Raw genomic sequence first — 14,293 nt, forward strand, 5'->3', positions numbered from 1 at the left:
TTTCTTGCGGTAAATTCAATTGTTCAAGTTAGTTTATCCCATTTTATCCCATTGTCCCTTTTCCGGCTGCTTAAGTGTTATACATTAGATAGAGGGGGGCAGCTTCATGGAGTTTGTGGAAAAATGCGTGCTGGAAGTTAAAGCGGGCGAAATTAATAAATATGTGCATATCGTTGAAGCTTTCCAGGCTCCGATGTACCGGTATTGCATTCGAATGCTTGGAAACCGGCAGGAGGCGGAAGATGCGGTGCAGGACATTTTGGTCAAAGCCTTCGAAAAATTATACATGTACAAACCGAGCGTTGGCTTCTCACCCTGGCTCTACAGAATCGCGCACCACCATTGTCTGAACCTGCTTCGCAAACGCGGCGTTCAACGTAAATTTCAGAGCTGGTTCCGGCAGGATGCGATAACCGAAAGCGCGGAGCAAACGATCACCGGCCGATTATTCGGGGAGCCGCTTTCGTCCGCCATCACCGCTTTGAGCGCAGAGGAGCGCAGTTTGCTGATCTTGCGGGTGCTTGAAGAGAAGTCTTTTGCCGAAATTGGAGAAATTTCTGGGAAAAGCGCGGAAGCGGTTAAGAAAAAGTTCGGCCGCTTGAAGCTGAAGCTGCAGAAGCTGATGGAGCAGAAAGGGGACATGGGGTATGCGAAAAGTCAAAGCCACACTTCAAGATGAAACGATAAAGGAGCTTCTCACCCATGGGAAGCAGGATACCGTCGATGTGCGCCAGAGCGTGATGGACCGGGTTCGGAAAATTCATGAACAGCGCGGCGGCAAAAAGTCGTTTCGGCACCGGACTGGAGCCATTGCCATGATCACCTGCCTCATTCTAGTGTTGACCTCCTTAACAGGCTACGCGGCATCCCGGTATGTGCAAATTTTGAACTCCAAAGGGGAAGTCCTTGTTGAAACGAAGGAAATGAAAGAAGATGCGTATACCCCGCATGCCGAGACATTTGAGAAGCTGCTGTCCGCATACAAAGAGCATATCCAAACCCGGCTGAAGCCGGGAGAGCTGGTGGCTTACTACGTCCATGACGAGACGCTGAATGCTTATGATCAGTTTAATAAGGTCAAAACCGAATACAAACCGACGGTGTACAGCAGTTATGCAGAATTGGAGAAGCAGCTTGAGATCACCACCGGTCCGCGGCTTCCCGAACCCCAATATCTGCCTAAAGGGTTCTCGTTTGCAGCAGGGAAAGTATTTCCCAGTGTGACGAAAGGGGAGGCTAGCCTGGAGCATTTGAAGAAGCTGGAGCCGGAATTTATCCGGATGGCGGAATCCTCTTCCAGCGGGGCCAAACTGTTCATCAAACCGTTGTCCTGGAATAAAGCGGACAGCGCGAACGTGAGCTATACCAACGGGTCGGATACGATTAATATCAACGCCTTTGAACGAAAAAAACATCCCTCCTCGGTAAAAACAATGCATCCCCAGGGCGTGACGGTCGAGAAGCTGACGGCCAGCGGGCAGGAGATGGTTTATATGGAGGCTTCGGCGGAGGCAGCGGAGGCAGTTTTCTATAAACACAAGTTGGAGTGGCTTGATGAGCAGGCGGAGGTCTTTTATTCCGTCTATGATAATCCGGACAGCTCCTTGTCCAAGTCCGATTTGATCCGCATCGCCGGAAGCCTGGTGAAATGACTTCATATAATAGCCGGATCCGAGAGTCTGCTTATGGCAGGCTCTTTTTTTTGGGAGTGTCCCTTTTCGGGTGGTTCCGGTGTTATACAAGTAAACAAAACCATGTGCCTGACTGGCCGAAAGGAGATTTATCCATGAATTTTACGAAAAAGACGATCATCGCCGCTGCAAGCATTCTGCTGGTGTTCAGTTCAACAAGCGGCTTCCTTGGGGATGCTGACGCAGCAGCGCAGAAATCGACAAAGACACAAGCAGCCTCTACCAAGAAAACTCTCGAACAGCAGAAAAAAGCGGCGATGGACATCTTCCATTCCAAAGAGAAAAAGCCCGGCGATTTAACCGTGCTGTATGATGGGACCAACAGCTCGTTGTCTTTCAACTTTCTCGCCATAACCAGTTCGGATTACGAAGAGTATACGAAGCTGTTGTCCAAATACAAAGCGCCGGAGTTAAAGCAGCCGGAATGGCTCCCGGAAGGGTATACTTTTCAGTCTGGAGAAATCGTGCCTCCCTATTACCATTTTCTTAGCGAACCGTATCAAGATATGCTAAAAGAGCTCAAAGCGGAGGCGAAGGGTAAAACATATTACGCCAAAAAACTGAAATGGAACGAAGCCGGGGAAGCGGTGTTTACCTTCGCCAAAGATTCGGACATCATCCGGGTCAGTGTCAAAAAAATGCATCCTCTAATTACCGAGGTCACGCGGGTGCCGGGGAAAGGCGAGAAGTTGGAAAAGCTGAGCATTGGCGAGATCGAGGCCGTATATTCCACGAATTCGGACGGCCTTTACGCCAACAAGCTGAAATGGGAAGATGCGGAACACCAGTTGGAATACGAGATTGCCTCCTACAAGAAAAGTCCGCTGACGAAAGAAGATCTCACAGCGGTTGCGGAAAGCATCATGCAGGGTAAATCGCAGGAAGAATAGTCAATATAAAAAGTGAGCAAATCACTCTATCCTGAGCGGGATCGCGACAACCAGCATTCCCCAGTTGACATGGTGGAACCTTGTAATTCATATGAAATTCATAAACACATAGTATGATGGGGAAAATCAAGGGGGAATGAAGGAAGGTGAGTTCAGTTGCCCGAATCGATTCTTGTCATCGAAGATGACCCATTTATTCAGGAATTAATTCGTGAATATCTCAAAGCGCAGGGGTACGAGGTAGAGACGGCCAATGATGGAGCGGAGGGGTATAAGAAGTTCAAAACAGGGAGTTTCAACCTCGTTCTCTTGGACGTGATGCTCCCCAATATGGATGGCTATTCCGTATGCAAGATGATACGCCAGCAAAGTACGACGCCTATTATTATCCTGACTGCTTTAAGTGAAGAGAAGGATCAGCTTCATGCCTTTGATTTAGAAGCGGACGATTATCTGGCGAAGCCGTTTTCCTTTAATGTGCTTGTCAAACGAGTCGAGGCGGTTCTTCGTCGAGCTAATCCCGTTCAGCGGTCCAAGGATTTAGTGTATGATCGTCTGCGTCTGGATTGCGAAAGTTATAATGTTTACCTGGATGAGATGCTCATTGAAATGACGTTGAAGGAATTTGCGATTCTTGCCTATTTGATCGAAAATGCAGGGAGAACCATTACGCGCGAGATGATTCTGGACCGCGTATGGGGCTATGATTTCTTTGGCGATCATCGTTTGGTCGATGCTCATATCAAAAACATTCGCAAGAAAATAGGCGTACCATATATCCAAACGATTAAAGGAGTAGGTTATCTCATTGAGGGGAAATCAGGATGAAAAGACATAAAAGTGTTTCCTTCAAAATTTTTATGGTGACAAGTTCCGTGCTGATCCTGCTTTCATGCATCATGTATTTTACGCTTTATTTTATCTTGCCGTCGTTTTATTTGCAGCACAAGAAAAGCGACTTGAATCATGGTCTGACGGAACTCCTTCAAAACTTTCCGCAAGGGAATTGGGAAGCGGGGAAAGAGCGCATCAGAGATTTTTCTCAGACGTACAATGCCGGCGTCATCGTAAAGGATGCGACAGGGCGGATTATATTTCCTGCGATTACCGTAGCGGAGCCGCTCCCTCTGGAGCGAGATGAGGTGGAAGGCCAGATAAATCCGGAACACTTGCAGCTATCCATGGAATTTCCAGACGATGAGAGGTCGTCAACTTCAAATCCAAATAATGATGCAGAAATGATTATTCATAATGACTTGAGCTTGCCGGGGTATGAACGGGAGGGCGGCTATTCGATGTCGGTCTTCGCTTCTTTGCAGCCTGTTGATGAGGCGGCTAATATGGTTCTGAAATTGGCTCCGTATATGATGGTCATCATTTTTGTGATTGCCGTTGGAGGTGCGTCCATCTATTCGCATTATTTCGCACGGCCATTGGTTCAAATGAGCAAGGTGGCCAAGAGGATGGCCTTATTGGATTTTTCTGAACGTTCCAGTTACACTTCGGAGGATGAAATTGGTGAGATATCACATTCCTTAAATAAACTCTCCATTAACTTGCAGCATTCGATGCAGGAACTAACGGAAGCCAATGCCCAGTTGAAAAGCGACATTCAGCGGAAAGAAGAATTGGAAGCCATGCGGAGGGAGTTTGTCGCCACGATTTCTCACGAGCTGAAGACGCCGCTTACGGCCATTTCCGGGCAATTGGAGGCGATGATTCACCAAGTCGGGCCTTACCGGGATCGCGATAAGTATCTGGCGCAGTCGCATCGGATCGTCAAGCAGATGGAAAAGCTGGTTTATGAAATTCTTGAGATTTCCAGGCTGGAGAGTGATAGCTTTCAGCCCCAGCGGACGATCGTAAACCTGTCCAAGTTGCTTGATGAAATCATGGAACCGATTCAATACTATTGCGAACTGAACGAAATTGCCTTTGAGGTTCGTGTTCCCCAATCGGTCAAGGTGGTTGGGGATACGCAATTGCTTGCGAAGGCGATCTCTAATATTATCGGCAATGCCGCACACTATACCCCGAAGGGAGAACGTATCGTTGTACATCTGTCTGCGGATGGCCGGTATGCTACACTTAGCGTGCTGAATACAGGCGTCCATCTGGACGAAGCGGAAATCCCCAGGTTATTTGAAGCTTTCTATCGGATAGACAAATCAAGAAGCCGTCAAACGGGAGGGAGCGGCTTGGGGTTGTATATCGTCAAAAAAGTGCTGGATGTCCATCAAGCAACTTATACCTTATCCAACCAGAGCAATGGGGTTGAATTTGTTGTTCAGCTGCCGCAGAACGAGCCTTTGGCATAAATGCCAGGGCTTTTTTTTATTTTCCTAGGATTCTTCAAATGCCCTTCATTGGTTACTCACATCAACTTCATATCGGGTAGGTATCCTTGCAGAAGAAAGGGGTAGGAAGAACATGAAACGGAAATGGCTGCGTTCAGAACGACTCGCTATCCTAATGTTTTTGGCACCAAGTCTGATCGGCTTCGCGATCTTTTATCTCGTGCCTTTCCTTGTGGGATTCTATTATTCGCTGGTTGACAGTCCTGCGAACGGGTCATTTGTCGGATTGGATAATTACGTGCAACTACTGCAAAGCGCATCTTTTCGTAAAGCAGCTCATAATACCGCGATTTTCACGCTAACGGGCGTGCCTTTGGTGATGGTCATCTCGCTGGGGCTTGCGCTTATGCTTAACCGAAAATTGCCCCTGCGCAATTGGCTTCGTGCCGCCTATGTCATGCCGCTTGTTGTACCGGTCGCATCGATCATCGTTGTTTGGCAGTTATTGTTTGATATGCAGGGCGCCATAAATTCGATTTGGACCTCGTGGGGGCACGCGCCGATTGACTGGATGAATACCTCCTGGGCAAGAGCGGTTGTCCTTCTAATCTATCTGTGGAAGACGCTGGGCTACAATATGATCCTCTTTCTGGCCGGGCTGCAAAACATCCCTGAGGAGTACTACGAAGCAGCGAGTCTGGATGGGGCGGGACCGATTCGGAAATTCACTTCGATTACGCTGGTTTGTCTTATGCCAACCAATTTCTTTGTCTTGATCATGTCGATTGTCAGTTCGTTTAAGGTGTTCCGGGAAACGTACCTGATCGCAGGCGATTATCCCCATGAAAGCATCTATATGCTGCAGCACTATATGAACAATATGTTTCAGGCGTTGGATTATCAGAAGCTGACGGCGGCCTCCTTTTTAATGGCTGCGGTGATTGTCTTCATGGTGACGATCTTGTTTCATTTTGAACGAAAATTCAACACGAACTAAGGAGGGACTGATGAGAGTCTCATTATCAACCATCGTTATGACTGTGATTCTGGTCGTCCTGGCGATCCTTATGCTCATTCCGCTTTACTTTACCCTAAGCAATTCATTAATGACCGAATCGGAAATCCAATTTAATTACAGTCTTGGAGGTGCTGCAAACGAATACCTCCAGTTGAAGTGGATTCCGGATTGGGTGAGCCTGGAGCAATACAAGACCCTGCTCTTTGATCGCCTGCAATTTCTGATCCTGTTTTGGAATTCCGTCCTGCTTGTCGTTCCGATTGTGCTAGGACAAGTCGCAGTTGCAACCATGGCCGCCTTTGCTTTCTCCCAATTCTCCTTTTTGGGCAGGGACAGCTTGTTTTTTCTTTATATCATCACCATGCTGATGCCATTTCAAGTCACATTAGTTCCGAATTATCTGGCGATGGACTGGCTCGGTTTACTGGACAGCCGATTATCCATTATTCTTCCCGGCATCTTCTCGGCCTTTGGCGTATTCCTGGTTCGACAATTCATGATCGGCATTCCCCGCGCTTATCCGGAGGCCGCCCAAATGGACGGAGCGGGGTACTGGACCATCTTTACTCATATTATTCTACCGATGTCCAAACCAGGCATAGCCGCACTTACGATTCTTGTTTTCATTGATTACTGGAATATGGTAGAACAACCGCTGATCTTTTTACAGGATGCTTACTTGCGCCCGTTGTCTATCTATTTGGCTCAAATCAATGAGGGAGAGTTCGGCCTTGCTTTTGCGGCTGCTGTGCTGTATATGCTGCCGATGTTGTTTATTTTTTTGTACGCAGAAAATGACCTGATCGAGGGGATTCAATTATCAGGGGTCAAGGGCTAAGACACCAGGAACCAGGAAAGAGAGGGGAGCGGGTATGGAAGGCGTGGAACATTCCCAAATGAATCGAAAAAAGAAAGTAAGATGGACCGCGGCACTCTTTTTCGGACTGCTGTTGATCGTCACCTTCTTCTCAAACACGATTCGGCAAATCACGCTGCCTAAAGTCAAAACGGATACGGCAAGTTTTCAGGAATTAACCTTCACTATTGAAGGCGAGGGCACGCTGCTCCATCGGAACGTTGTACCGGTATATGATCCGTCCGGCTGGAATGTGAAACAAATCGATGTGGAGGTTGGGGATTCGGTCGCGAAAGGCCAGGTATTGGTTAAACTTGATGACTCAACGGCCCGTAACACTTTGCTTGATGAGAAAAGCCGATTAAAGCAACAGCAACTTCGTCTTGAACAAATGCAAGAAAACTACAAATTGACGATTCAATCCGGGGACGAGCCGACCTTGCGGAATGCCCGAATCGACATGGAAAACCTGAAGCTGGATATCGAGATACAGGAACGAAAAATCCGCACGCTGCAAGAAAAAAATGATTCGCAAGCCACCCTTGTTTCACCGGTTGAGGGTGTGGTCACTGAGGTGAACGCCACATTGGGTACGGCGTCCAATCCGGGTCAGCCGGCCGTACAAATCGCCGACTTGAGCCAAGGCTTGATGTGGGAGTTGACCGTCGATGCGGAACTTGCAAGCCATCTGGAGATCGGTGAGGAGGTGCGGTTGTACGTCAATGGAAATACAGGACAGACCGTTCAGGCCACCCTGGACAAGATAGAAGATGCCGGCGAACGGAATGCAGAGGCAGGCGGAACGGCGGCAAATGACCCTGTTTCAGGCAAAAAACTGACTTTTATAGTAACTAAATCCGACTTAAAGGGAGGTGAACGTGTAGGGATTCAATGGGAGAAAAAGTCCGGCCGAGCCGAGCTGACGATTCCAAAGGATGTGGTGCATACCGACAACCAGGGAAAATATCTCTATGTCGTGGATGAAAAGAAAGGACCGCTTGGCAATCAATTTACGATTCAAAAACGATATGTAACGTTGGGAAAAGCGGATGCAACAAAGCAGGTTGTACTAAACGGCTTAATGGGTGAGGAACGGATCGTTGCGGAAAGCAGTGAGCCGTTGAATGAAGGAGATCAAGTAAGATGGTAAACGTTGAAAACGAAAGGAGTTATCAGCAATGAAAAAATGGCTTTTAGGAATCGTGGCTCTTATGGTATGCGTCTCTCTGACCGCATGCAATCGTTCCGGTTCCGGTGGTGAAAATGGTATCAATGTCAGTGAAAAGGGGAATGCGTCCGCGACGAAAGAGGGGAAAACCGTTGTGACCCTTTCCGTGATCCAAAAAGATCCTAATGGCTGGCTGGATCAAGCGGCTCAGACTTACGAACAGGCCCATTCGGATATTGATATCGTGATTAAGGAATATTTGACTACTCCGGACAGAGCCCCCGGACAGGCGCTTCATATTGGAGGAGATATCAATCCTGCGGAATTGGAAACCTACCGAAATGCGATGAATACGGAGCTAATGTCGGGTAAAGGGCCTGACCTGATTTCAGTAAACCATCTGAATTACGGCCAGTACGCGGATAGAAATTTGCTCGCAGACATCGGCGAGTTCATGAAGAACGATCAAGATTTCGTCAGTCAGGATTATTTCACCAATGTGTTTGATGCGGCGAAGCATGAAGGCAAGCTGGTTGCCATGCCGATCGTATTCTGGATTCACGCGCTAACCAGCGGACTCGGCCCTTCAGATTTACAAGTGGATGAAGCCAATTGGACGTGGAACGACCTGCTAAACAAAGGCAAGGAGATGGTAGATAAGGACAGCACATTGGGAGTAATGGGAGCCGCGTCGCCATCCAGCCTTCTTTCCAAGATGGTACTGGGTGAATTTAATCAATATATCGATTCAAAGAGCAAACAAGCGAAGTTTGATTCTCCAGCCTTTATCCAGCTATTAAACAATGTGCGTGACATGTATCAAAACGGGCTTTTATCGGAGGATTACAATTTGCTGATTGAAGACCGGGATCTATTCCGAGATGAAACGTTTTATGCGCCTGTCATGTTGTATCAGGCCTTGCAATATAATCGCCAAATCTTGAATCTGCCTTCCAGCGGCGATAAGAACGGTATGGTATATTCCTCAAACCTGATGCTGGCGATCAATGAGAAGTCGGCGGTTAAACAAGAAGCGTGGGATTTCATGAAATATCTGATCTCTGAAGAAATGCAATCTCACCCCGCCCAGTTTATGTCGTTTCCTATCCATAAAGCAGCTTTGGAAGCAGCATTGACGAATCAGTTGAAAAATTCTTCAGCCCAAACCCAATCGATGGGCGGGGATCAAAAAAGCGATCCCAATACAGATCAATCTGCTGTGGTAGATAAGGAAACACTCCGGAAAATTATGCAATTTGCTGAAAAACCGGGACGGTTCTTGGACAGCGACCCCCGCCTCATGAGCATTATAGAGGAAGAATCCAGCGCTTTTTTTGCTGGCCAGAAATCAGCCGAGGAAGTGGCTGCAACGATTCAAAACCGTATCCAGCTCTACTTGAACGAATAGTTTTAAATGTCAAAGTAAAGACCCACCCTAAGCTTGCGCGCCGAAGGTGGGTCTTTGCATTGCTCGAAGATGGAAGGAACGATTGCAGTTTATAAAATGTTTATATCTTTTACCTTTGGAATTTACATCTGTATTTTATCCTTAATGTATTCAGCATCAATGTTGTTGGGTAGTCTAGCGGTTTGGGGGTGTTCCATGTATTCCTACTAGGACAAGCGGATCCTTCAAGAGTTCGGCGGCGAGGCGGATTCTTCGGCCTGTTATTGTTAAGCTCGACAATCATCCATATAGTCACTATGGTTAAGAAAATAGAGTAAATGATAAGGGAGATCCTGAAGTGACGATAAAGAAGAGATTATTCAATTACAATCTGTTGATGGTTGTGATTCCGCTTGTCGCTATACTGATTATCGGTTCCATATTCGTCTTCATTGTGAAGGCACTCTTCTCTACGGATTCTAAAGAGATTAGTCCGATGAATGAAACCTTTCTCGAAATGATGAGCATTATGGATGAAGTCGACATGAACGCGATTTCGGAACAGGCGGAGGTTCAGAACGAGTTGATGAATCGATTCAGCGACAAGAACTATTTTGTTTATGCCAAACAGGACGGACAAACGCTGGTTACGAACATGAGCGATAAGGAATATTCGCATATTTCCAAATACCTTTCCCAGGACCATCTATATACGGCCAATCAATCGCTTTGGGTTCCGGATGACGATTTATATCTGTGGTGGAATAGGATAGAGACCGATACGACGCCGGTTACATTGGTCGTAGCGCGGTTCCTCGATCGGGAAGACGGTGCTGGCCGTACGGTTGCATTTACGATGATTTCAATTCTCATCATCTCGGCCGCTGTCATTACGGTCATCCTGGTAAGCTTGTATTTTGCCAATAGGATCATCGAGAAAATTATGGTTCCGCTTAACCACCTTTGTGCCGGAGCGCAGCGTATTCAGGAGGGGGATCTTAGTCAGGATATTTCTTGTCATGGTGCCGAGGAACTGGAGAAGGTCTGCGACTCCTTTAATCAAATGCAGCATCAGCTAAAAGCGAATATGAAGAAAAATGAGAAATACGAACGGGACCGAAATGAAATGCTTGCCGGGATTTCCCACGATCTTCGGACGCCCCTTACCTCCATCAAAAGCTATGTGAAGGGATTACAAGATGATATTGCCAAAACGCCCGATAAGCAAAAGGAATATTTGGACGTGGTTTATCGCAAGGCCTGCGTAATCGAAAGCCTGATCAACTCCTTGTTTTTATTCTCAAGGCTTGAAACCGACACGTTCCCTTATACGTTCAAATCGGTTTCCATTCAGAATTTCATCGTGACGCTGCTGGATTCGCTGGAATACGACTTGAAGAAGGGCAATGCCGTTCTGACCCTGAACAGCCGCTGTACCGATCAGAAAGTGTGGATGGACGGCGAGCAGATGACGCGCGCCATGACGAATATACTCGATAACAGCATCAAGCACAATTCGAACCAACAGCTCCACATTACGGTTACGTTGTTCGAACAGAATGGTCATGTGGTCATTCGCATAGAGGACGACGGGGCAGGGGTATCCACGGAACAGCTGAATCGGCTGTTTGACAGCTTCTACCGGGGAGATGAATCACGCAATACTGCCACGCAGGGAAGCGGACTTGGGCTGGCGATTGCGAAAAGAATTGTGATTGCCCATGGCGGAAGCATCTCAGCAGAGAGCAACCATGGTTTAGCGATTATTATTGAACTTCCGGTCGAGGAGGAGAAGCAATGAAGTGTGTGTTAATTGCTGAAGACGATAAAGAGATAGCCGCGATCGAGAGGGATTATCTAGAAATCCATCACATTAAGGCGGAAATTGCCACCGACGGCGTTATGGCCCTTGAAATGCTGAAAGCAAAACGATACGATTTGCTGCTGCTGGACGTCATGATGCCGTTTAGGGATGGATTTGAGTTATGCAAGGAAATTCGCGATGTGTACGATGTGCCCATCTTATTGGTGACGGCCAAAACCGAATCTGTAGATCGCATTCGGGGATTGGGGCTCGGCGCGGATGATTATATATCAAAGCCCTTCGACCCGGCAGAACTTGTGGCGCGAGTCAAATCGCATCTTGCTCGCTACGAACGGCTGACCAGCGGAAGCAAAGAAAGGGGGGCTTTCCCAAAAGGAGCTGAGGAAGTCATTGCGGTAGAGGATCTGTACATCGTACCCCAGGGTTACAAAGTATTTGTCCGAGGGGAAGAAGTGAAGCTGACAACCCGGGAATTCGAGCTGCTTCTATTTCTTTCCAGTCATCCTAATATCGTGTTTTCCAAGGAGAAGCTCTTCGAACGAATCTGGGGAGGCGATTATATTGGCGACAATGCGACGGTCACCGTACACATCAACCGTATCAGATCGAAAATCGAGAAGGATAGCAGCAATCCGCAATATATCGATACGGTGTGGGGCGCCGGCTATCGCTTCAACAAAATCTGAGGAGGGACGGGATGAGAATTGCTATCGTAACAGAAACGTTTCTTCCTTCAACGGATGGAATTGTTACGCGCTTAACGGCGTCCATACAGCACTACTTGAAAGCAGGACATGAGGTAACGATTCTTGCGCCCGATTTAGGCATCTCCCAATTTGGCGATGCCCGCATTCAGGGACTGCCGACAAGCACGCTTCCTTTTTATCGCACCAAAAGATTCGCTTTGCCTAGCCGTAAAGTCGGAATGTTACTGAAGGAATACGCCCCTGATATCGTACACGTCGTCAATCCGGCGTTGCTTGGCGCGGCCGGCATCTATTACGCGAAGAAATTGCGCATTCCCTTGCTGGCTTCTTACCATACGAATCTTTCCCGGTATCTGGACTTTTACGGACTTCCATTCATGAAAGGACTTTTATGGCTGTACTTGCGGTTGCTGCACAACCGGGCATCAATCAATTTGTGCACATCCCGAACGGTTCGTGAAGAATTGGTTCATCGCAAATTTCGCAATGTGAAGTTATGGGGCCGCGGTGTGGACAGCCAATTATTTCACCCCGACAGATATGATGCAAGCGTGCGGAAACGGTTGTCCCAAGGGTTTCCGGACAAGAGAATTTTGCTCTACGTGGGGAGACTTGCGGCAGAAAAGGAAATCGAAAAAATACGGGATATCTTCGATGCCTCCGATCAGTTCGTGTTGGTGATTGTTGGCGACGGGCCGCACCGCGATGCGCTGGAACAACATTTTGCCGGTACCGCTACCCTTTTTACAGGTTTCTTGTATGGACAGGAGCTTGCCGCAGCGTTTGCTTCCTCCGATGTTTTCGTTTTTCCGTCCACGACCGAGACGTTGGGGCTGGTTCTGCTTGAAGCGATGGCGTCCGGTCTGCCGGTCGTCGCAGCGAGAAGCGGACCGACCTGCGAGCAGATCCAACACGAAAGCACCGGTTATTTGTTCGACCCGGCTGATCCCGTTGGATTCATTGCCGCTGTTCGGCGGTTTGAAGACAAGCGGACGAGAGACGCCATGTCGGCTGCGGCTTATCAAGAGAGTATGGGGAAAGGTTGGAAGGAAGTCGCAGAGCAGGCGCTGGACTATTATCGGCAAACGGCAAAGAAGGGAAACGATCGGGACGAATGGAGAATGCCATAAAGCAGCGGAATATCAAGCAATTCGTTCAGTTTGCATCTATCGCCTTGCTGAATACGGCCGTAGCAGTAATAACGATGAACAGCCTGCTCTTGATTCAACCGGACCCAGGTGAAGTCCTGTTGGGAATGTTTAATGTGGTCTCCTATGTCATGGCCGTGTTGAATAGCTACTTCTGGAATTCAAGAGTCACGTTCAAAGACTTGCTAGAGGAACGAAGAGGCAGCGATTTGGATTTGTGATCCAATCGGTGGCTAGTCTGGGCATTAACTATATTGCTTTTCTGGCCGTAAATGCGCTGCTCGCCCCTCTCGGTTGGCCGAACTGGATTCGCTACAATGCGGCATTGGGAATCTCGGGGGCGACCTCCTCGATTTCAAGCTTTCTGTTTATCAAATATTTGGTATTTAGAGAAATGAACGCCCTGGGGGAGAGGTATCATTGACAAGATTAGTGAATGACGTAGGCCTTGTTCTGGAAGGCGGAGGGATGAGGGGCATTTACACGGCGGGAGTCCTGGATTGCTTAAGCGATTGGGGCTTGAAATTTCCGTTGGTCGCTTCGTCTTCTTCCAGCGCATTGATCGGCAGTTATTATATTTCTGAACAGAGAGGTCAGATTTTCGAGGCTTACAACTATCTGACGGACAACCACCGGATTATTTCGTTCAAGCACATGATGACTCACAAAGAGTTGTTTCGAATGGACTTGCTGTTTCAACTCGTCCCGGAGAAGGTAGCGCCCTTTGATTATCGGACCTTCACCGAATCCGGCGTCAGGTTTCTGATCAGCACTACGGACATCTTAACGGGATCGGCCGTCTATCATGACACCTTTCCATCGCAGGAAATTCTGTTCACGCTCGCCCGCGCTTCAAGCAGTTTGCCTGTTTTTGCTCCAAGCGTTGCCTTTGAAGACAAGCTTCTGGTTGATGGAGGCGTAGCCGATCCGATTCCTATCAAACCGTCCATCGAGCGGGGATATCGGAGAAATGTGGTCATTCTGACAAGAAACCGGGGATATATCAAGAAACCCAGCAGCCTCGGATGGGCATACCGCCGATTATTCAGGCAGTATCCAGAGTTAATCAAATTGTTGAAAAACAGGCATGAACGATACAATCAGACAACGCAGGATATTCAAAAAATGGATCGGGATCGGGATGTTTTTCTCATTTGTCCCGAGAAGCCGCTGATCGCCGGGAGAATGGAACGCAATAAGCTGGTTCTTCAGGAATTATATATGCAAGGTTATACAGAAATGCAACAGAAGAAAGAAGCGTTGCACAGCTTTCTGCTTGGATAAGAGTTCAGAAAAAACATAAGCA

General features: G+C 47.8%; 15 protein-coding genes. All 15 read left to right on the top strand.

Annotated features, from left to right (window positions below):
* Positions 1-106 precede the first annotated feature (106 nt).
* The 15 genes from KI362_RS00355 (at position 107) to KI362_RS00425 (ending at position 14,271) form a co-directional block, all read left to right on the top strand.
* Positions 107-679 carry an RNA polymerase sigma factor gene (locus KI362_RS00355; protein WP_301624019.1) on the top strand — a complete coding sequence of 191 codons (573 nt, stop codon included), beginning with the start codon at positions 107-109 and terminating at the stop codon, positions 677-679.
* Entirely contained in the window at positions 648-1,652 is a 1,005-nt protein-coding gene (locus KI362_RS00360; RefSeq protein WP_301624020.1) for a DUF4367 domain-containing protein, read from the top strand. Before KI362_RS00355 ends, KI362_RS00360 begins: the two co-directional genes overlap by 32 nt.
* 134 nt (positions 1,653-1,786) lie before the next feature.
* A complete protein-coding gene (locus tag KI362_RS00365) occupies positions 1,787-2,581 on the top strand; it encodes a DUF4367 domain-containing protein (RefSeq protein WP_301624022.1) in 795 nt (264 codons plus the stop codon).
* Positions 2,582-2,737: 156 nt separating this feature from the next.
* Positions 2,738-3,409, top strand: a complete 672-nt coding sequence (locus tag KI362_RS00370) for a response regulator transcription factor (protein ID WP_301624024.1) — start codon at positions 2,738-2,740, stop codon at positions 3,407-3,409.
* Positions 3,406-4,899 carry a sensor histidine kinase gene (locus tag KI362_RS00375; protein WP_301624026.1) on the top strand — a complete coding sequence of 498 codons (1,494 nt, stop codon included), beginning with the start codon at positions 3,406-3,408 and terminating at the stop codon, positions 4,897-4,899. The genes KI362_RS00370 and KI362_RS00375 overlap by 4 nt, the downstream gene beginning before the upstream one ends.
* Before the next feature lie 112 nt (positions 4,900-5,011).
* Positions 5,012-5,875, top strand: coding sequence for a carbohydrate ABC transporter permease (locus tag KI362_RS00380; RefSeq protein WP_301624028.1), 864 nt, complete (start codon positions 5,012-5,014; stop codon positions 5,873-5,875).
* A gap of 10 nt (positions 5,876-5,885) precedes the next feature.
* A complete protein-coding gene (locus tag KI362_RS00385; protein WP_301624030.1) occupies positions 5,886-6,734 on the top strand; it encodes a carbohydrate ABC transporter permease in 849 nt (282 codons plus the stop codon).
* Positions 6,735-6,792: 58 nt separating this feature from the next.
* A complete protein-coding gene (locus KI362_RS00390; protein WP_301624032.1) occupies positions 6,793-7,902 on the top strand; it encodes an efflux RND transporter periplasmic adaptor subunit in 1,110 nt (369 codons plus the stop codon).
* Between the two features lie 28 nt (positions 7,903-7,930).
* Positions 7,931-9,328 carry an ABC transporter substrate-binding protein gene (locus KI362_RS00395; protein ID WP_301624034.1) on the top strand — a complete coding sequence of 466 codons (1,398 nt, stop codon included), beginning with the start codon at positions 7,931-7,933 and terminating at the stop codon, positions 9,326-9,328.
* Between the two features lie 337 nt (positions 9,329-9,665).
* On the top strand, positions 9,666-11,108 hold the full coding sequence (locus KI362_RS00400; RefSeq protein ID WP_301624036.1) for a HAMP domain-containing sensor histidine kinase: 1,443 nt from the start codon (positions 9,666-9,668) through the stop codon (positions 11,106-11,108).
* Positions 11,105-11,818, top strand: coding sequence for a response regulator transcription factor (locus tag KI362_RS00405; protein WP_301624038.1), 714 nt, complete (start codon positions 11,105-11,107; stop codon positions 11,816-11,818). Before KI362_RS00400 ends, KI362_RS00405 begins: the two co-directional genes overlap by 4 nt.
* An 11-nt stretch (positions 11,819-11,829) precedes the next feature.
* Positions 11,830-12,969, top strand: coding sequence for a glycosyltransferase family 4 protein (locus KI362_RS00410; RefSeq protein WP_301624040.1), 1,140 nt, complete (start codon positions 11,830-11,832; stop codon positions 12,967-12,969).
* The gene (locus KI362_RS00415; RefSeq protein ID WP_301624042.1) at positions 12,954-13,208 is read left to right on the top strand and encodes a GtrA family protein; all 255 of its coding nucleotides are present in this window, start codon (positions 12,954-12,956) and stop codon (positions 13,206-13,208) included. Before KI362_RS00410 ends, KI362_RS00415 begins: the two co-directional genes overlap by 16 nt.
* Entirely contained in the window at positions 13,205-13,411 is a 207-nt protein-coding gene (locus tag KI362_RS00420; RefSeq protein WP_301624044.1) for a hypothetical protein, read from the top strand. Before KI362_RS00415 ends, KI362_RS00420 begins: the two co-directional genes overlap by 4 nt.
* Entirely contained in the window at positions 13,408-14,271 is an 864-nt protein-coding gene (locus KI362_RS00425) for a patatin-like phospholipase family protein (protein ID WP_301624045.1), read from the top strand. The genes KI362_RS00420 and KI362_RS00425 overlap by 4 nt, the downstream gene beginning before the upstream one ends.
* The last annotated feature ends 22 nt before the right edge of the window (positions 14,272-14,293 follow it).

Source organism: Paenibacillus apis (assembly GCF_018333295.1).
Taxonomy (GTDB): Bacteria; Bacillota; Bacilli; order Paenibacillales; family Paenibacillaceae; genus Fontibacillus; species Fontibacillus antibioticophila.